Origin of the sequence: Arthrobacter sp. R4, assembly GCF_051365025.1 — a bacterium.
Taxonomy (GTDB): domain Bacteria; phylum Actinomycetota; class Actinomycetes; order Actinomycetales; family Micrococcaceae; genus Arthrobacter.
This window is the reverse complement of sequence record NZ_JBLWIJ010000018.1, coordinates 11925-30428: the sequence shown is the minus strand read 5'-3', so window position 1 is coordinate 30428 and position 18504 is coordinate 11925. Positions and strand designations below refer to the sequence as shown.

The window sequence follows — 18504 nt, the reverse complement described above, 5'->3', positions numbered from 1 at the left end:
GCGGGCACACAAGCCTTAAAACAGGAAAGTCCGGAACTGTTTCCAGTTCCGGACTTTCCGTCAGTTGCGGGGACAGGATTTGAACCTGTGACCTCTGGGTTATGAGCCCAGCGAGCTACCGAACTGCTCCACCCCGCGTCGCAAGAACAACTCTACCGTCGGGTGAACGGGAGGCCAAATCGAGATGGCGTGATGTGCGTCTCCGTAGAGCTAATGCTCCCTTTTGAACGCGGCCGGCGTGATGCCCAGCGCCGCTTAACGCCGTCGGCCTGGCCACACTCCTTGCGGAGCGCGGCCAGGCCGGCGGGCTCAATCAGTTGCTCGCAGTGGGCGACGGCGTAGCGGTTCCTGTTGGCGTTGCCCCCTCAGTCGGGGTGGCCGCGGGAGTAGGCACCGCCTCAGGCACGATGACGGGAATCTTGGCTTCCGCGTCGACGGCCTTCTGCAGTGCTGCAGCGATCTTCTTCTGCTGTTCGCCGTAGGCGGCGAAGTCACCTGCTGCGAGGGCTGCCTGGCCCGCCTGCATGGCGGCCCTTGCTTCCTCGAGTGCGGCCTTGAGCTCGGCCTTGGCATCCGCACCGGCCACGGGCGGGGTGCCGGGCGTCGGCGGAGTCTGGCCGTTGTTGTCGGAGTCGCCGGCGGAAGCACCGGAGTCCCCGCCGAACAACTGCTTGAGGGCCGCATCCAGGGTGGGCGCGAAGCCCACCTTGTCACCGAAGGCCACCAGCACCCGCTGCAGCGTCGGATAGGACGTTTCACCCGTGGACTTCAGGTAGACCGGCTGGACGTACAGGATTCCGCCACCCACCGGCAGAGTCAGGAGGTTGCCGTTCAGCACATCCGAGGCACCCTGGCGGAGCAGGTTCAGGGCCTGGGACACGGTGGGATCCGAGTTGAACTTGTTCTGTGCCTGGCCGGGTCCCGGGACCTGGGTCTCCGGCGGGATCTGAAGCAGCCGCAGCTTGCCATAACTGTCAGCTCTTACGCCTGCCTGGTTGCCGGCGTCGGAATCCGCCGCGAGGAAGCCATAGAGGACGTTTCGTGCATTTCCGTTAACAATCTGCGGGATGAACGACGACGTCAGCTGGAAGGCTGGCTTCTCCTGGTCAGGCATCTGCAGCGACATGTAGAACGGCGGCTGCTTGACGTCTGTGTCCACTGTGGGGTCGGCGGGGACGCTCCAGGCATCGTTCGTCTTGTAGAAGCTGGAGGGATCAGTCACGTGGTACTGGCCCAGAAGCTGACGCTGGACCTTGAAGAGGTCCTCCGGATAGCGGACGTGGCTCATAACGTCGCCGGACATCTCCGAGTACGGTTTGAGCGACGTCGGGAAGACCTTCTGCCAGGACTTCAACAGTGGGTCCTGGTCATCCCAGGCGTATAGGGTGACTGAGCCGTCATACGCATCCACTGTCGCCTTGACGGAGTTCCGGATGTAGTTGACGGTGCTGTTGGGCAGCGCAACCGCGCGTCCGGAGGTGGTCTGGGTGTCGGCGGTGGCGTCTGAGAGCTGTTCCTGCTGCGAGTACGGGTAGTACTGGCTGGTGGTGTAACCATCCACGATCCACTTGACCCGGCCATCCACCACTGCAGGATATGAATTTCCATCAACCGTCAGATAGGGCGCGACCTTCTCCACCCGCTCACGCGGGCTGCGGTCGTAAAGGATCTGGGATTCCTCGTTGACACCGTCAGAGAGCAGCAGATCCGAGGACTGGAACTTGATGGAGTACAGCACCTTGTTGAAGAAGCTGCCCACATTTGGACCACCATTGCCCTGGAAGGTGTACTGCGTCTCTCCCTCACCTGACGGCCTGTCCTGTTCACGGTTCGGGAAGCCGTCCGGAGCCCCGACAATCGAGTACTCGGGTGAGCTTTCGCCGAAGTAGATGCGCGGTTCATACGTGGAATCGTCGCCGAGGACACCGGTGGACGGAATACCGGACTGAAGGAACTCAGGCTTGCCGTCAACGGTGAATTTGTTGCCCTTCGCCGCCACTACTCCGTAGCCGTGCGTGTACACAATGTGCTGGTTCAGCCAGCTCTGCTGGTTCTCCGCCACGTTCTCGGGATTCAGTTCGCGGACGGCGATGACGGTGTCCTGGATCTTGCCGTCCACTTCATAGCGGTCGACGTTCAGGGCTTCGGGGAACTGGTAGTACGGGCGGTACTGTTCCAGCTGCGAGAAAGCGTCTGAAATCAGGTTCGGATCAAGGAGCCTGATATTGGCAGTGGTCTGCGCGTCCGGGGCGAGCGCTCCGGTAGTGGCGGTGTTGGTGGCGTCGTAGCGGTCCACCTGGATCTTGTCCAGGCCGTAGGCGGCACGGGTCATCTGGATATTGCGCTCGATGTATTTCTTCTCCAGCGTCTCTTCCGAGGGGCGGACCTGGAACTGCTGGATCACCCAGGGGTAGACGCCGCCGGCAAGGATGGAGGTGATTATCAGCATGGCCGTGCCGATGACCGGGAGGCGCCACCGGCCGATGACCGCCGCGACGATGAAGAGGATAGCTACCAGGGCTGCCGCCACCGCAAGAATGGCCTTGGTGGGGATAACGGCACTGACGTCGGTATAGAGGGCGCCTGCCCACCGTCCGCCGTTGCTCTGCAGCGCAGCGAACCTGTCCAGCCAGAAATTCGTGCCCAGCAGGAGCAGGAAGGCAGCGCCCGTAACGGCAAGGTGGATCTGCGCAGCGCGGCTGGTAAATATGCCGCGCTCCATCAGGCGAATACTGCCGTAGAGGTAGTGGGTGAGGATCCCGGCGATGCCGGCCACCACAACCACGCTGATGAGGAAGCCGGTGATGAATCCCAGGAACGGCAGGGTCATCAGGTAGAAGCTGAGGTCCATTCCGAACTCCGGATCAGCCTGGCCGAAGGGTTCCTGGTTGAAGAACAGCAGGACCTTCTGCCATTGGCTTGCCGCGGCGCTGCCGGCAAAAAGCCCGAAGAGGATGGGCAATCCGAGCATAACCACGCGGCGGACCGGCTCAAGCTGCGCCTGGTACCGGTTCAGGTTGTCCCTGATCTCGGAGTCCGGCGCGTAGACCGGCCGGGCGTGATAGGCAATCCGGATCGCGAAAAAGACCGCGGCAAACATGATGGCGAAACCGGCGACAAAGATACCGATCCTGGCCACGTTCTCAGTCAGGAAGACTTCGAAGAAGCCAAGTTGCCGGTACCACAAGACGTCAGTCCACACATTGGCGAAGAAAATGAAACCTACCACCACGAGTGCGACAACAACGAGGGTTGGTGTCAGGGCACCTCGTCTTGAGGGCGGTCTTCCGGGCGGGATGGGGCTGGCAGGACGGGACAAACTCGGTACCTCATAGCTGGTCGTCAGATTAACATTCGAAGCGTGCGTGCGTGCGACGTCCGGTACCGGTCAAACGAATGGCAACGTCCGTCATATCTGCCACGAGTGGCAGTAAAGCTTAGTTCCTGCCCCAGTCTAGTTGCTGGTACAGGCCGCAAGGCCGGACGTGTCCTGGCCCGAGGCGGCGAGCTCGACGGCGTCCCGCGCCTCGGCGAGGTTCGCCACCTTTACCACCTGCAGGCCGTCGGGAATATGGCCAACAACTTCATCGCAGTTGGCTGCCGGCGCGAGGAACAGGGTGGCTCCAGCAGCCCGGGCACCCTGCATCTTCTGTGCCACGCCGCCGATGGGTCCAACCTTGCCGTCCGGGGTGATCTCCCCGGTCCCGGCAACGTGCCGGCCACCCGTGAGGTCCCCGGGGGTCAGCTTGTCGATGATGCCCAGGGAGAACATCATCCCGGCGCTCGGGCCGCCGACCGTGTCCAGGGAGATTTTCACGTCAAAAGGAAAAGTAAATTTGAACTTGAGCATCACCCCAAGGATGTACCGGCCCTCGCCGTTGTCCGTTGGTGTGATGGTCTCAGTGACCTGCTCCCCTTCCCTGTCCAGCACCACAGTGGCAGGTGCGCCCTTACCGGCGGCGAGTTCATCCTGGATGACGGAAAGCGCGGTAACGGCCCTCCCGTTGATTGACCGGAAAACGTCACCTGGCGCAATTTTCCCTTCAGAGGGAGAACCGTTGGATAGCCCCGCGGCCTGCAGCTCCTGGCCGAAGGGGATCTCCAGTTCCTTGAGCGCCGATGCAACGGCGTTCTCCTGGGAAGTAGCCATAGCCACTGAACTCTGTTCGTCGGCCTGTTCCCGTGTAGTTCCCGTGGGATAAATCAGCTCTTCGGGATACACCGATTTGGAAGGGTCCAGCCAAGCCGCGAAGGCGCCCAGGATGCTGACTGGACCGTTGGGACCGCCTTCGACATAAACAGTGGTCAGGTCCAGGTTCCCGGCCGCAGGATAAGTCTCTCGCCCGGTGACTCCAATGACCGGTTCACCGCGGGCCTCGCCCAGCGTGTTGAAGGTGGGACCGGGTTTTTCGACGACGTACGGCACCGGCAGCGTTCCTACTGCAAGGCCGAGGCCCAAGGAAGCCACTCCCGAGACCATCATCAGGGAAACCTTCTTGCCGTGCCGTGGGCGACGGGAGGCAGGGTTATCGTAAGGCTCCAGGGCGCCGGGAGTTGCGCCGCCCACCGGCCAGGTATCCGGCACCTTGTCCAGGGGTCCTGTGCCGGCGTCGGGCTCGGTTGTGCGGTCCTCAGGGGGATTGTCGCCACGCGTCGTAGTCACTCATCCAACATTACGCGTCCCGTCTGGCAGCAAGCTCTTTGCCTACAGCGAACGTCAGCACTGTCCGGCAGACAGCCGACGCTGCCCGGGGTACCGTGAAGTTGATCAGCAGTCACACCGACGATCGGCGTAATCATGACTTCCAACCCACTCAATCCGTCCAACGGCGATGACGCCCCCAAGGATCCGTTGACGGAAATGCTGCAGAACCTCATGGGCGGCAAGGGCATGGAAAACATCGACCCCGCCGAACTCGCGAAGGCAGCCGGCCTCCCTGACGACCCCAACCTCCTGGCCCAGATGTTTTCCCAGGTCCAGGCCATGATGAGCGCACCCTCTGAGGGCCCCGTCAACTGGCAGCTCGCCCACGAGAACGCCCGGCGCGTTGCAGCGAGCAGCGCTGACCCGTCCGTCACGTCACTGCAGTCCCGCGAGGTGGACGAGGCCCTGCGCCTGGCCGAGCTGTGGCTGGATCCGGTCACGGACCTGCCCGCTACCGGCCTGATCGGCCGCGCCTGGTCCCGCGCGGAATGGGTGGAGGCAACCCTGGGAACGTGGAAGCGGCTGACGGAACCCGTCGCCAACAGCATCGCCAACGCCTTGTCCAGCGCCATGACCGAACAGATGCCCGAAGAGATGAAATCCATGATGGGCGGCGCCTCGTCCATGCTGCAGAACATGGGTGGGGCGATCTTCGGCATGCAGCTGGGGCAGGCCATCGGAGCGCTGTCAGCCGAAGTGGTGAGCTCCACGGACATCGGCGTTCCGCTGGCAGACCTGGAAATGGCTTTGCTCCCGGCCAACGTGGCCAAGTTCGGTGAGGGCCTCAGCCTGCCGGAGAACGACATCCGGCTGTTCCTGGCAGTCCGCGAAGCAGCCCACGCCCGCCTCTTTGTCCAGGTTCCCTGGCTCCGAGGCCACCTGCTGGGTGCCATCGAGGCCTACGCCCGCGGCATCCACATCGACACGTCCAGGATTGAAGAGCTGGCCCGGGATCTTGATCCAAGCAACCCGGAAGGCATCCAGGAGGCACTCTCCCAAGGCGTGTTCATGCCGCAACGGACGCCGGCCCAGGAGCAGGCACTGGAAAAGCTTGAAACTGCCCTCGCCCTCGTGGAGGGCTGGGTGGATGAACTCACTGCCGCAGCTACCGAGAAGCTCCTGCCCTCAGCGGGCGCACTTCGTGAAACGGTCCGCCGGCGCCGCGCCACCGGCGGTCCCGCCGAGCACGCGTTCTCGTCCTTGGTGGGTCTTGAGCTGCGTCCGCGGCGGCTGCGCGAGGCCGCAACTCTGTGGGCAGCCCTCAAGAAGGAACGCGGCATCGAAGGGCGCGACGCCATCTGGCACCACCCCGATCTCCTGCCCACTGCCGAGGACCTCGACGATCCCCTGGGATTCAGCGGGCGCCGCAAGCTGGCCGAAGCTAGCGACACCGAAGTGGACGATGCCCTGCAGAAACTGCTCAGCGGCGGCTTCGACGCCGCACCCGAGCAGGGCGACGAGGACGCCGGACGTGGTACAGACGCTGACTCCGGCGACGAAAGCAGCAAGGGCGACGAAGCTGAGGGCCGGACTGAGGGCGGCGACCAGCCAAAGGGCTAGGAGCCTGCTCCCGGGCCGGGCCTAGTCGGCGTCGCCCGGCAACAGGGCGCGCTGGCCTGGTGCGTCGCCCTCCACGTGGGACTCCCCGCCATCAGGACCGGCCGCAAGGCCGCGGGAGGTGGCGAACGAGACGCCCTCCAGGAATGCCTTGGCCCGCGCCGTTTCCGGATAAGCCTCCAGCAACTTCCAGAAGGCGGCATTGTGCCCGGCCACCAGAAGGTGGGCCAGTTCGTGCAGCAGCACGTAGTCGATCACCCACTGTGGCATGGCCCGGAGCTTGTCGGAAAGCCGGATGGTGCCTTCGGACGGCGTCGCTGACCCCCAACGGGAGTTCTGGTTGCTCACCCAGCGGACCGACGTCGGGACTGCCCGGCCGCCGAAGTAGCGGGCGGACAGGTCCGCGGCGTGGGCCGCAAGCCCGGCATCCGTGGCAGGTTGGTGCCGGCGTTTTTGCGCACGGCGGGTGCCCTGGCGGTGCAGCTTCTCCAGCATGCGATGAACCCACTCGGATTCCTGGGCAGCCGTGAAACGGGCCGGTATTGCCACCACAGCTGTGCCGTTCTCCCAGAATGCAGCGACGGTCCGGGTGCGCCGCGCTGACCGCCGGACTTCCACGGGCGCGCCGTCCGCCGTGGTCAGCTGCGGTCCCTTTCGGTGTTTCGACGGCGGGGTCACAGTGTGGTGCTTTCGACGAGGACCTTCAGCACGTCCTCACCGTAGCGTTCAAGTTTGGACGGGCCGACGCCGGCGAGCGAGGCCAGTTCCTCCAGCGACGACGGCCGGGCCTCGGCAATGGCGGTCAGGGTGGCGTCGGTGAACACCACAAAAGCCGGGACTTCGGCAGACAGCGCAACTTCCTTGCGCCAGTGCCGGAGGGCGTCGAAGGTCTGTTCCGAGTAGCTGGGCGGGCAGTCGTTGCAGCGCCCCACCTTGCGTTCGGCGCCACTTGCCAGCATGCTGCCGCAGACCCGGCACGTGGCAGGCTTGGCAGCTTTCCGGCTGGGCGCAGCTCCCTTGCCGCGGGCGGTGGAACTGGCCACGGAATCCGGCCGAAGACCGTCAAGGAAACGGGACGGCTTCCGGTTTGCCCTGCCGCCGGGTGTCCGCGCCGTGGACCAGGACAGGAAGAGGTGCTCACGGGCGCGGGTGATTCCGACGTAAAGGAGCCGCCGTTCCTCATCCACCGCTTCCGGGGTGTCCGCAAAGGAGATCGGCATCAGCCCTTCGCAAAGGCCAACAAGGAACACGGCGTCCCACTCCAGGCCTTTGGCGGCGTGCAGCGAGGCCAGTGTGACGCCCTGAACGGTGGGGGCATGCTGTGCGAGTGAGCGTTCCTGGAGTTCATTGACGAAATCCGCGAGGCTGAATTGGTCTCCCCGTACCTGGACCAGTTCGTCGGCGAGGGCAACCAGTGCCGCCAATGACTCCCAGCGTTCCCGCAGAGCCCCGCCGTTGTGCGGTGGAGAGTCGGTATAACCCAGCGAGGCCACGATGTCCCGTACCAATTGCCCCAACGGTTCCGGAGTGCCAGTTTCCGCCACAGCCCTGGTTGCAGCCCGCAGCTGGAGGATGGCGTCCCTGACTTCCTTGCGGGCGAAAAAGCGTTCACCGCCGCGCAGCTGATAACCAATGCCCGCGGCAGCCAGTGCCTGCTCGTAAGCTTCGGACTGGCCGTTCGTGCGGAAGAGGACAGCTACCTGGCTTGCCGGCGTACCGGCGTCGAGCAGTGCCTGCACCTTAAGCGCCACCGTGGCCGCTTCTGCCTCGTCATCGGAGCACTCCGTGAACTGGGGAACCGGGCCCGCCGGACGCTGGGCCACCAGTTGCAGCGGCGCGGCCCACGCTGCGTCCGCCACGGGTCCGCCGCTTCGGCGGCCCGCGAGGAGGTCGTTTGCAAGTTTGACCACCTGCGGCGTGGAGCGGTAGTCCCGGATCAGCTTGACCACGTTGGCCTCCGGATACCTTGCCTTGAAACCCAGCAGGTGTTTCGGGGACGCGCCAGTGAACGAGTAGATGGTCTGGCTCGCGTCACCTACAACGCAGAGTTCGTCGCGGCCGCCAAGCCACAGCTCAAGGAGTCGCTGCTGGAGCGGGGAAACGTCCTGGTACTCGTCGACCACGAAGTGGCGGTACTGTTCGCGCACCGTGGCGGCCACTTTCTGGTCCTCCTGCAGGATGCCCACGGTGATCAGCAGGACATCCTCGAAGTCGATGACGTTGCGGTCGGTTTTGACGTCCTCGTAGGACTGGAAGACCCGGGCCACGGCGGTGAGGTCGAACCCGCCGGGAGTACCCCGGTCCTGGGCGTTCTCCAAGTAGTTGGCGGGGGTCAGCATGGAAACTTTCGCCCACTCGATTTCCGAGGCGAGGTCCCGGATCGAAGCCCTGTCCGTGCTGAGGCGCAGGCGGCGGGCGGCCTCGGCGATCATCTGGGCTTTGTGGTCCAGGAGATTGGGGAGGGTGCCGCCAACAGCCTGGGGCCAGAAAAACTGCAATTGCCGGAGTGCGGCCGCGTGGAAAGTCCGGGCCTGCACATTGCCCACGCCGAGGTCCCGCAGCCTGCTTCGCATTTCGGCGGCGGCGCGGGCGGTGAAGGTCACTGCCAGGAGACGTTGCGGGCTGTAAACCCCCGAGTGCACGCCATAGGCGATGCGGTGGGTGATGGCCCGCGTCTTTCCGGTACCGGCGCCGGCCAGCACACATAGCGGGCCGTTGAGTGTGCTCGCAACTTCCCGCTGTTCGGCGTCCAGGCCACCCAGGATGCGGTCCTCAAGGGACGCTGAACTGTCCACTGCACTGTCAAAATTCTCTGTAGTCACTCTGCTGCTCTGTTGTCTCGACTACCTGGTGCTGGAGTCTGGTCGGTGGATTCTGCCCGGCGTTCAGGCGTCGGCGCGGTCCAGGATTCGTCCGCCGTACCAGTGCTCAATCAGCGAACGGGCAATGGACAGGCGGCTGGAGATGGTGATCTCCCCGGTAAGCACTGCTTGCTGGAGTTCCTCCCGGCTGAACCAGCGCGCCCTGGTGACTTCCACGCCGTCGGGCGTTGCCTCGGCATCCGCGGTGATAGCCGTAAATCCAAGCATAAGGGAGGCTGGGAACGGCCAGGGCTGGGAACCCAGGTACTGGCAGGCGGAAACCCTGACACCGACTTCCTCATGGATTTCCCTGACCACGGCCTGCTCGAGTGACTCCCCAGGTTCAACGAACCCGGCGAGGGTTGAGTAGTTCCTGGCATCCAGCGGGCCGCCGCCACCCAGCAGCAGCCTCCCGTCCGGGCCTACAACGGTGACGATGATGGCAGGATCCGTCCGCGGGTAGTGTTCGGAGTTATCTTGCGGGCAGCGGCGCATCCATCCCCCGGACTCCACAACCGTGGGAGCGCCGCACCGCGGACAGTGCGTGTGTCCGGAGTGCCAGTTGGCGATGGCGCTTGCTTCGACGAACAGGGCCGTGTCCGTGGGATTTAGTTCGGCAGCAATGTCCCGGAAGCCCACCCAATAGGCATTGGCGGGTATTCCCGCAGTGCCCGGTGCTGCGGCATTTTCCAGCACCACCAGGAGAAGCTCGGTCCCTTCCGGCAGGTCCGAACCGTCCAGGGCGGCGCCCAGATAGATGACATGCTCCGGCGCGGCTCCAAGGTGTTCAAGGTTCTTTACCAGCCGGGAGGCGGCAGCCAGGTACAGGCTGTTTCCGGTCACGAGGGCCTGCCGACCCGACAGAACCACCGCCATGGTGCCGTCTCGGCCAAGCAGCTCATCCACCATGCCCGGGCGTGTCCGGGCTGCAGAGCCCCGATCCATCATCGCTGGACGGACGGGAAGCACGGTATCGAACAGGTGGTTGGCGGGCAACCGGACTGCCGGTGTCCGGTAGGCCGGTGTAGCGGACTCCGCATGACTCATGAGTCCACCGTACTGACTCGGGCCGACAATTGATATTTAGGGAGGCCAGGGACAGGTGCCGTGGCTACAGGCAGAGATTTGACGCATATCTGGAGACTCGCCGCTGGCGCACCGTTGTCTTGGACGCGTGTCAATCTACCGTGGAACGGTGAGAAGAAAACCGATCGAACTGGCAGCCGTGGCAACAGCGGCAGTCCCCGGGCTGACTCCAACTGCGGTCAGTTCCGCTCCGGATGATGCCGCCGACTTCGACACCGCGCTGCTCCTCGATTCGGAAGGAAAGCGCTGGAGGGTCAGGTCGCCGCGGCACGCTGAAGCCAGCGCCCGGCTGGAGACGGAGTTCCTGGTCCTGCGCGCGTTCGCCCCGGGCATCCGGGCCGAGTTGCCCTTTCTCATGCCCACTGTTGCCGGTAGCGTGCGCTTGGGCGCCCTCAGCACTTTCGTATACTCCCACTTGGCCGGTTCCACCCGGAGCGTGGAGGAACTTACAGCCGGCCCCGAGCAACTCGCCCGTGAAATCGGCGTGGCACTGGCCGCGATCCACGACCTGCCCCATGCGCTGGTCAGCAATGCGGACCTGCCCAGCTACACACCCAACGAATTCCGCCAGCGCAGGCTGAACGAATTGGACCAGGCCGCAACCACAGGCAAGATCCCGCCGTCCCTCCTGCGCCGTTGGGAGCACGCGCTCGAAGATGTATCCCTGTGGCGCTTCAACCCCTGCGTGGTCCACGGCGACCTGCACGAAGATAACCTCCTGGTGGAGGGCCACCGGGTAACAGCCGTCACCGGGTGGACAGACCTGCGGATCGGTGATCCCGCCGATGACTTCGCCTGGCTGGTGGCCTCCAACGAACAGGACTTCGTGGACACTGTCCTGAGCAGCTATACCGAAAGCCGCCGGGACGCCCCGGACAAGCACCTGCTGCGAAGGGCCGCACTGTCCGCCGAGTTCGCCCTGGCGCAGTACCTCGTCAAAGGCATCGCGGCTGGCGATGAGGCGATGATTTCCGAGGCGGAGGGCATGCTGGAAACCCTCGCCAGCGACATCGCCGAGCACGGTGGGCAGGCCATCAGCGTTGAGCCGCTCCCCTCCCCCGCGGCTCCGGCAGGCACCGCTGCCGCCGGGACAGCTGCAGCCTGGACGGACACGGCCGACGGCGGCTCCGGAGACAGTGCCGCGGCTCCCGGCAACGAACAGGGCCCGGCAGCCGGACACCCTGTGGTCGCCGATGTATCGCCTGGGATCGTTCAGCCCGTGACGGTACTCCCGATTCCCGCCCCGGTCTTGCCTGCCGTCCAGGTGTCACCGATCCCGGACGACGAACCCGAGCAGTACGTACCCGAGCAGGACGAGGAGCCTACCCCGGCTGAACCGCCGGCAAAGGTGCCGTCGGCAGACGACACCTCCACGGCGGCCATCACCGTCATCGACGTCAAGAAGCCGTGACGGAGTAGGACTCCGACACCATCGCCTCCAACTCTGCGGCCGACGCGAGGTCGTGCGGGCGGACCACCTGGTTGTCGGCCACGTAGAAGAACGCTGCCCGTACCTCGTCCACCGCGATGCCCTTCAGCCTTGCCCAGGCAAGACGGTAGGCCGCAAGCTGGACCGACCTGGCTTTAAGGTGCGCGGCGGCTGGACGGCGGCCTGTCTTCCAGTCCACTAGGTCCCACCGGCCGTCCGCGTCACGGAAAACTGCGTCGATCCGGCCGCGGACCACCACGTCTCCCACGCGGGTCTCCACAGGCACTTCAACAAATGCCGGGGAACGGTTGGCCCATTCGGACGCCCGAAAGGTGGCCACCATGTCGTCGAGGTCGTAGGCCGCATCAATGTGGTCGTCCGGTCCCGGTGCGTCGCCGAGGTCGAGCATTCCGGCGCTACCGAAGTATTCCTCCACCCAGGAATGGAAGGCGGTACCTTTCCGCGCGGACATGCCCGGTTCCCGGGGAACGGGCCTCCGAAGGCGTTTCAGCACAGCCGCCGGATCTTCGCCAAGGTCAACGAGCGTGGATGCCGAAATGTGGCTGGGCAGGTGCACATCCTGCCCGCGTGCCCGGCTGGAGCGCCGTTCCAGGAGCAGCGATGCTTCAGCATCCCACCCTGAGGCGGGGACGCGCAGCCCGCGGCCGTCCCGGGCTGGACCCGTGTCCGTGGCTGGGCCCGTGTCCGTGGTTGGGCCGTCCAGGGCGGCGAGCAACCGCGAGGCGGCCAGTTCCATCGATGCACGCCGGCCGGGAACGAGGCGAAGGCGTTGTCCCGTCCTGGGGTCCACTGGCCCTTCCAGTGGGTCGTAGGGCCACTGCGCCATCTCTGTTTCCAGTGTCAGCGGACTCTTCTCGGGAAGGGAGGCCTCGTCCACCGAGGCAGGGTGGACCGCCGCAGCGCCCGTATCTCTGCCCGCCCCGGACCGAACTGCCAGCGGCTCAAGTTCAGCCAGGAACGGGGACATCTCGGACCGGCCCGCCCGCGAACCAACCCAGGCGGCACTGGACACCCACAGGACATGCTTGGCTCGTGTATACGCCACGTAGGCAAGGCGCCGTTCCTCCGACTCGCCGTGGGCCTGTACGGCGGACTTGAATTCCTTCTCCGCGTCCAGCCATCCCTTCTGGTCAGGCTGGTCGAGGTCCCACTGGGGCAGATCCGCACGATCACCCCGCAATGGCCAGGGCAGGGCCGCGGCCCCGCTGCTCCACCGCGAATCGCGGCTGCTGGGGAAGGCGCCAGCGTTGAGGCCGGGCACAAAAACCACGTCCCATTCCAGCCCCTTGGACGCGTGGACCGTCAGGAGCTGCACGGCTTCGCGGTTGACGTCCGCGGCTGGCGCGTCAAGTCCGTTCTCCTCGGCGGCGGCAGCCTCCAGCCATGCCAGGAAAGCCAGAATGTCCACCCGCTGCGACGTTCTCAGGAACCCGGCCGCAGCGTCCTGGAAGGCGTCAAGGTTGCGACGGGCCTGATGGATGGTGATACCCGGGCGCGCGGCCACCTCAATGTCCAGCAGCATGGCCCGTTCCACTTCTCCAAGAAGGGTGGTCAAATCATCGCCAAGGTAACCGCGCAGTTGCCTCAATTCCACCGACAGCCGGCCGAGCCTCTCCCTCGCTTCCGCGCTCAGGGATCTTCCGTGTGAGGATGTCCAGCCGTCGCGCGGAAGCCAGTCCAGGGCCTCTACGAGGCTGGAACCATCCGTCAGATCGCTCTCCACCACCGGCCCGTCGTCGTCCGCTGTTCCGGCGTCCGCGGTTCCAGCTTCCGCTTCACGCGCTGCGGCGGGCTGCCCGCGCCTGCGTGCCAGCTGGCTCGACCAGTCGCGGAATGCCATCAGGTCTGCGGGGCCGATCCGCCACCGGGCGCCGGCGAGGAGCCGCATCAGGGAATCGGATCGTCCTGGATCGGCCAGCACCCTCAGGGTTGAGACGAGGTCCACAATTTCCGGGGTGTCCAGCAAGCCGCCCAGTCCAACGATCTCATAGGCGATTCCGCGGGCCTCCAACTGCCGGCTGATGGTTTCCATCTGGGCGCGGCGACGGCACAGCACTGCGAGCGCAGGAGGCACGGGGGTGCCATCAGGCTTGAGTTCAAAGTCCGTGAGCCGGTACTTCAGTACGTCTTCGGCAAGGGCTGAGGCTTCCTCGACGTCGGTCCCGAACCGTCCAAGCACCACGCGTCCGTCCATGGCGTACGGGCTCGGCTGGAGCGGCGGGACGTTCGTGGTGGGTACCCCGTGGGCGCGGGGCCCTGGGGTGCCGGCCGGTTCCCTGTGCGCGGCCGCCCTGCCCAAGGACTCCGACATCACGTTGGCTGCCTTGAGGATGGACCGGCCGTTGCGCCAGGCCGTGGTCAGGAAGGAAGTAGGGGCTGGTTTGAAGTTTTCGTCTTGTTGCGGGCCGGGCAGGCGGACGGGGAATTCCCGGACGAAGTGGAATAACTGCCCTGCGGAGGCGCCTCGAAAACCGTAGATGGACTGGTTGGGGTCCCCCACGGCCGTGACGGCGTGCCCGCCGCCGAAGAGCCGCGAGAAGAGGACCAGCTGCGCGTACGAGGTGTCCTGGAATTCATCCAGGAGCACTACCTTGTAGCGCTGGCGCTCCATCTCGGCAGCCAGTGGGACCTCCTGGGCCACGCGTGCAGCGAGGGCTACCAAGTCACCGAAATCGAGGGCACCGCGGGCACGCTTGGCCGCTGAATAACGGCCCACCATGTCCGCAACGCTGGCCCTGGTCCTCAGCATGGCGGCCAGGTCCGTTGCAGCCTGTGTCGGGTTCTTTTTTCCGTCAGCGACGTACGGGAGGCTCTCGAACTCTGCGAGCCGTGCCATCAGCCAAGCCTCGACATCCGCGGGTTGCTGGAGGTGTTCCGCGCATTCGCCGGCAAGCTGGATGACCGCCTTCACCAACGTGGATTTTGCCGCGCTGAAGTGTCGGTACTCGCCATCGAAGGCTTCGACCACCTCGCTGGCGAGCTGCCAGGCCTGGGCGCCACCCAGCAGCACGACGTCGCGTTCCACTCCCAGCCTGAGCCCGTAGTCGGACACGATGCCGCTGGCAAAGGAGTGATACGTGGATACTTTTGGCTCAAGTGCGTCGCTGCTGAGCAGGCCTTCGGGGAACAGTGCGTTTCCCGTGTCCTCTGCAGCGATGCGCTGCAAAACCGCCAGCTTGGCCCTGATCCGGGTGGCGAGTTCACCGGCAGCCTTCCGGGTGAACGTGACCCCGAGGACTTCCTCGGGCCTGACCCATCCATTGGCTACCAGCCAGACCACGCGGTCAGCCATGGTGGCTGTTTTGCCCGATCCTGCGCCGGCAATAACCAATCGCGGCGTCAGGGGCGAGGAAATGATCGCGGCTTGTTCAGCTGTAGGTGAGTTCTTTTCACCCATGAGGCGGGACAGCTGTTCGGGACTGAACCGGGGTTCGGGAAGGCCAGTTGCCTGGGTCATTCTGTTACCTGCTTTCCGCGGACGCAGAGGGGGCAGACTTCGGGAAGCCTGCAGCCGTGACCGCCGTGCCCGCCCTTTGCGGGGTCGTGCCGGGCTTCGAAGACGCTGCCCGCCATCACTGCCGCCGCGCCGTTCACCATGTCAAGGGCCCAGTTGTCCCGGGGGTCGAGCGATTCCTGCTGCTGGACGCCGGGACCCTTTGTTCCCGTCCCCAGTTGGGCCAGCACGGCACCGCCGGGCATGGCTTGTCCGGGTACGCCGGAAGCATCGTCGAATCCGCCCGCAAGGACGGCGGCCTGGTAGGCCCCAAGCTGGGGATGCCGGGAAAGTTCGGTCTTGCCGGGCTGCCTTTTTCCGGTCTTCAGGTCCACGACCACGAGTCTTCCTTCGGAGTCGATCTCGAGCCGGTCAACCTGGCCGCGAAGGACCGCTGACCGGGCTTGGTCCTCCGACGACGCGGCTTGGCCGTCGTCACCGGCTGGCCCCGGTTCCAGGGGATAGTCGCTGGCCATGCTCCCTGCCGGGATCACATCCGGGAGCTGAACCGCAAAGTCCTGTTCCACTCCCAACAGGCTGCGCCCTTCGCTTCGCATCACCAGCACGTACTGGGCGAGTTTGCGGACCATGGCCTCGGCACGCTGGAAATCGAGCCGGCCTTCCCAGTTGTCCTTCATACCAAGCGCGGGCCATCGCCGGACAAGCTCGGTGACGTATTCGCTGCCGGAGGCGTCCGGCAGGTCTTGCGCAATGGCATGGACCAGGGTGCCCAGGCTTCGGGCAAAATCAGTCGCGGCCTCGCCACCGGCCGCCTGCACAAACCAATCCAGTGGGGACTTCTGGACAGCTTCCACCTTCGACGGCGAAACATAGACCGTTCCACCGGGCGGCACGACTGATTCCGTCGTGGTCAGGGGAGCCAGGCCCCACCAGGTGTCCGGATGGGCGCCGGGAACGGCGGGGTTGGCCGCCGCCAGGCGGGCAAGGACCCTGACCGCCTCCGCGGCTTCCGGAGCGTACGCGCCGTCGAGCTGGGCGTACTGCCGGAGCTCCGCGACGAGGGCTCGGAGCGTCATGGGCCGTTCCACAGGGGTGAAGCCGCGGCCCTCCTGGCCGGGGCTCAGCGGCGCAACGTAGTCGAGGAACGAGGAGGGCTGGTCGTCCTCGGACGAGACGGCCGTGCAGATCAGGAGGTCCTGCGCCCTGGAGATGGCCGTTGAGAAGCTTCTGAGTTCGTCATACCGGATGTCCCGCAGCCGGCTCAGCGGGTCAAGTTGCAGCGCGTATTCCACGCCATGCTCCACAGCGTCGGCATAAAGGGTGCTGCCCAGGAGCTCTCCACGGAGCCTGGTATTGGGCCACACGCCTTCCTGGAGCCCTGCAATGATTACCACGGGCCATTCCCTGCCTGCGGCGCTGGCGGGGGTCATCAGTTCGACGGCGTCATCCACCTGGGCCCTTGCTGCCAGGGTGTCCATGGGAAGCTCCTGGTTCAGGAGGTACTCCAGGAACTGTTCCGGACCCGCACCGGGCATCTGGTCCACGTAGCGTTCCGCAGTATGGAAGAGCGCCATCATGGCGTCAAGGTCCCGGTCGGCGCGGGCGCCGTGGGGACCGCCGGTGAGCGCAGTTTCTGTCCACGCGTTCGCCAGTCCGGTGGAGTGCCACAGAGCCCAGAGCACGGACTCCGCATTGGCTCCCGGCTGGCTGATGGCAGTACGTCCGGCCTGGATCATTCGCGCCGTTCGGCGCGCCGCCCTGCCTTCCATCCCCAACGTGGCGAGGGCGCCGGGTTCCAGCAGCGCTTCGACCAGCAGGGCGTCGCTGGTGCGGCCGCCGCCGCCTTCGAGTTCTTCACGCCGCAACGACTGCCTCAACCTGCGCAATTCAATCGATGTTGCTCCGCCGATCCGCGAGGTGAGCAGTGAAACAGCCGATTCAGGGGTCAGCAGGTCAGGATCCAGGGCGATCGCATAGGCGTCCAGAAGCGGGCGTACGGCAACTTCGTCACGCACGGCGGACTCTGCTACGGGAACCCGGACGGGGATCCCCTGCCCTGAAAGGTAGCGCTGAAGCTCGCTGAGCTGGCCTCCGTTCCGAACAATGACAGCGATTTCGGCCAGGTCACGACCGTGGTTAATGTGCTGGTCCAGGATCCGCTGGGCGACATAGCGCAGTTCATGGACCGGTGAGGGCACGAGATGGGCTTCGACGGCACCCTGCCTGGGGGGTCGGCTTCCGGGATCCTGCTGCTCCAGCCGCCGGGCCAGCCGGCCGCCTGCCCGCTGTGAGATCCGGCCGGCAACCCCGAGCCATGCCTCCGCGACGGCGGGCGCGTGCCGGTGCGTGTGCCACAGCGGCCGTTCCAAGGTGTTTTTGCCGCCGGAGAGCAGCCGGGGAAGTTCGGCCACAAGATCGGGCCTGGCTCCACGGAAACCCTGCACAACGGTGTCCGGGGAAGAGGTCACAAAGCAGTCTTTGCCAGCCGCGATGTCGGCGAGCAGCTCAAAAACGGCCGGATTCGCTTCCTGGATATCGTCCACCAGCAGCAACTGCAGACGTTCGCGTTCAGCGGCGAGGAAGTCAGGCGCATCCTGGAAGATTTGCCGGGCAGCGGTGATGATTCCAGCGGGGTCGAAGGCCTCAGGCATACGGAGGTCCAGGACGTCCCGGTATTCGGCATAAAGCGCCGCGGCGGCGATCCAGTCCTCCCTTCCGCAGCGGCGGCCAAGGTCTTCCAGGTCTTCGGCTGTCCTGCCCGATTCGATGATCCGGTCAAAGAGCTGGCGGACTTCGTGACGGAATCCCCTGGTCTCCAGCGCAGCGCCCAGGTCCGCAGGCCACGGCAGTTGCAGCCCTGGAAGGGCGTGCCCTTCCAGGAGCTCCTTGATGATGAGGTCCTGCTCCGGTCCGGACAGGAGGCGCGGCGGCCGCGGGAGCGGCAGGATGCCCTCCGCTTTGGCCCGGCGGATCAGATCGAAGGCATAGGAGGCCCAGGTCCTGGCCGGCGTTGTGCTCAGGCTCCGATCCAGCCTGGCGGTGAAGCGGTCACGAAGTGAGTCTGCCGCCAGCCGGCCCGGCGCTAGGATCAGGATCCGTTCAGGGTCCACGCCTTCGTGGAGGGCCCGGCGGACGGCCGCCTCGATCAGGACAGTGGACTTGCCGGTCCCTGGCGCTCCTGGAACCAGGACCGGCCCGGAGCCGTGCGGGACCTCCACGGCGGCCTGCTGGTCGGCTGTAAGCAGAGGGATGGAGCCCTGCAGCCGGCGGGGCGGAAGCAGCCGGAGGCCGGTCCCGTTCTCACGCTGGCCCGGTGCGGCCAGGTCCGCTGCAGGATATGCGGCATCGACGTAGTCGACAGGGGAGTCGGGCAGGAGGTCCGTCTGCAGGC

The 18504-nt window shown here is 65.4% G+C and carries 9 protein-coding genes and 1 tRNA gene; 2 read left to right on the top strand and 8 right to left on the bottom strand.

All coding sequences use genetic code 11. The features are described from left to right. Nucleotides 1-64: 64 nt before the first annotated feature. The 3 genes from ACLKOZ_RS12885 to ACLKOZ_RS12875 all read right to left on the bottom strand — a co-directional run bounded on the left by ACLKOZ_RS12885 (nucleotide 65) and on the right by ACLKOZ_RS12875 (nucleotide 4663). Nucleotides 65-138: transfer RNA gene (locus tag ACLKOZ_RS12885), tRNA-Met, on the bottom strand. A 175-nt stretch (nucleotides 139-313) separates the two neighbouring features. After that, complete coding sequence (locus ACLKOZ_RS12880; RefSeq protein ID WP_436475535.1) at nucleotides 314-3298, bottom strand: UPF0182 family membrane protein; 2985 nt, start codon at nucleotides 3296-3298, stop codon at nucleotides 314-316. 156 nt (nucleotides 3299-3454) lie between these two features. Beyond that, complete coding sequence (locus tag ACLKOZ_RS12875) at nucleotides 3455-4663, bottom strand: YlbL family protein (protein ID WP_436475516.1); 1209 nt, start codon at nucleotides 4661-4663, stop codon at nucleotides 3455-3457. Nucleotides 4664-4798: 135 nt separating this feature from the next. Between ACLKOZ_RS12875 and ACLKOZ_RS12870 the strand changes: the two genes are divergently transcribed. After that, nucleotides 4799-6265: a zinc-dependent metalloprotease gene (locus ACLKOZ_RS12870; RefSeq protein ID WP_436475514.1), complete on the top strand. Its 1467-nt coding sequence runs from the start codon at nucleotides 4799-4801 to the stop codon at nucleotides 6263-6265. 21 nt (nucleotides 6266-6286) lie between these two features. Here the strand turns inward: ACLKOZ_RS12870 and ACLKOZ_RS12865 are convergent, their stop codons facing one another. The 3 genes from ACLKOZ_RS12865 to nudC form a co-directional block, all read right to left on the bottom strand. After that, a complete protein-coding gene (locus tag ACLKOZ_RS12865) occupies nucleotides 6287-6940 on the bottom strand; it encodes a YgjP-like metallopeptidase domain-containing protein (protein WP_436475512.1) in 654 nt (217 codons plus the stop codon). Continuing rightward, complete coding sequence (locus ACLKOZ_RS12860; protein WP_337350951.1) at nucleotides 6937-9084, bottom strand: ATP-dependent DNA helicase UvrD2; 2148 nt, start codon at nucleotides 9082-9084, stop codon at nucleotides 6937-6939. The genes ACLKOZ_RS12865 and ACLKOZ_RS12860 overlap by 4 nt, the downstream gene beginning before the upstream one ends. A 63-nt stretch (nucleotides 9085-9147) precedes the next feature. Beyond that, nucleotides 9148-10170, bottom strand: coding sequence for an NAD(+) diphosphatase (gene nudC, locus ACLKOZ_RS12855; RefSeq protein ID WP_337350950.1), 1023 nt, complete (start codon nucleotides 10168-10170; stop codon nucleotides 9148-9150). A gap of 148 nt (nucleotides 10171-10318) precedes the next feature. Here nudC and ACLKOZ_RS12850 point away from each other — a divergent pair, with 148 nt between their 5' ends. Continuing rightward, the gene (locus ACLKOZ_RS12850) at nucleotides 10319-11620 is read left to right on the top strand and encodes a phosphotransferase (protein ID WP_436475509.1); all 1302 of its coding nucleotides are present in this window, start codon (nucleotides 10319-10321) and stop codon (nucleotides 11618-11620) included. On the opposite strand, the gene ACLKOZ_RS12845 is transcribed toward ACLKOZ_RS12850, so the two are convergent. Continuing rightward, nucleotides 11607-15116 (bottom strand): ATP-dependent helicase, encoded by a 3510-nt coding sequence (locus ACLKOZ_RS12845; RefSeq protein WP_436475507.1) that lies wholly within the window; start codon nucleotides 15114-15116, stop codon nucleotides 11607-11609. The two genes, ACLKOZ_RS12850 and ACLKOZ_RS12845, sit on opposite strands and share 14 nt — an antisense overlap. Beyond that, nucleotides 15113-18436 carry an ATP-dependent helicase gene (locus ACLKOZ_RS12840; RefSeq protein ID WP_436475533.1) on the bottom strand — a complete coding sequence of 1108 codons (3324 nt, stop codon included), beginning with the start codon at nucleotides 18434-18436 and terminating at the stop codon, nucleotides 15113-15115. The genes ACLKOZ_RS12845 and ACLKOZ_RS12840 overlap by 4 nt, the downstream gene beginning before the upstream one ends. Between the last annotated feature and the right edge of the window lie 68 nt (nucleotides 18437-18504).

Bases quoted from the DNA above. Each gene is read 5' to 3' on its own strand.
- ACLKOZ_RS12870 (WP_436475514.1), top strand. From the start codon at position 4,799: ATGACTTCCAACCCACTCAATCCGTCCAACGGCGATGACGCCCCCAAG.
- nudC (WP_337350950.1), bottom strand. From the start codon at position 10,170: ATGAGTCATGCGGAGTCCGCTACACCGGCCTACCGGACACCGGCAGTC.
- ACLKOZ_RS12845 (WP_436475507.1), bottom strand. From the start codon at position 15,116: ATGACCCAGGCAACTGGCCTTCCCGAACCCCGGTTCAGTCCCGAACAG.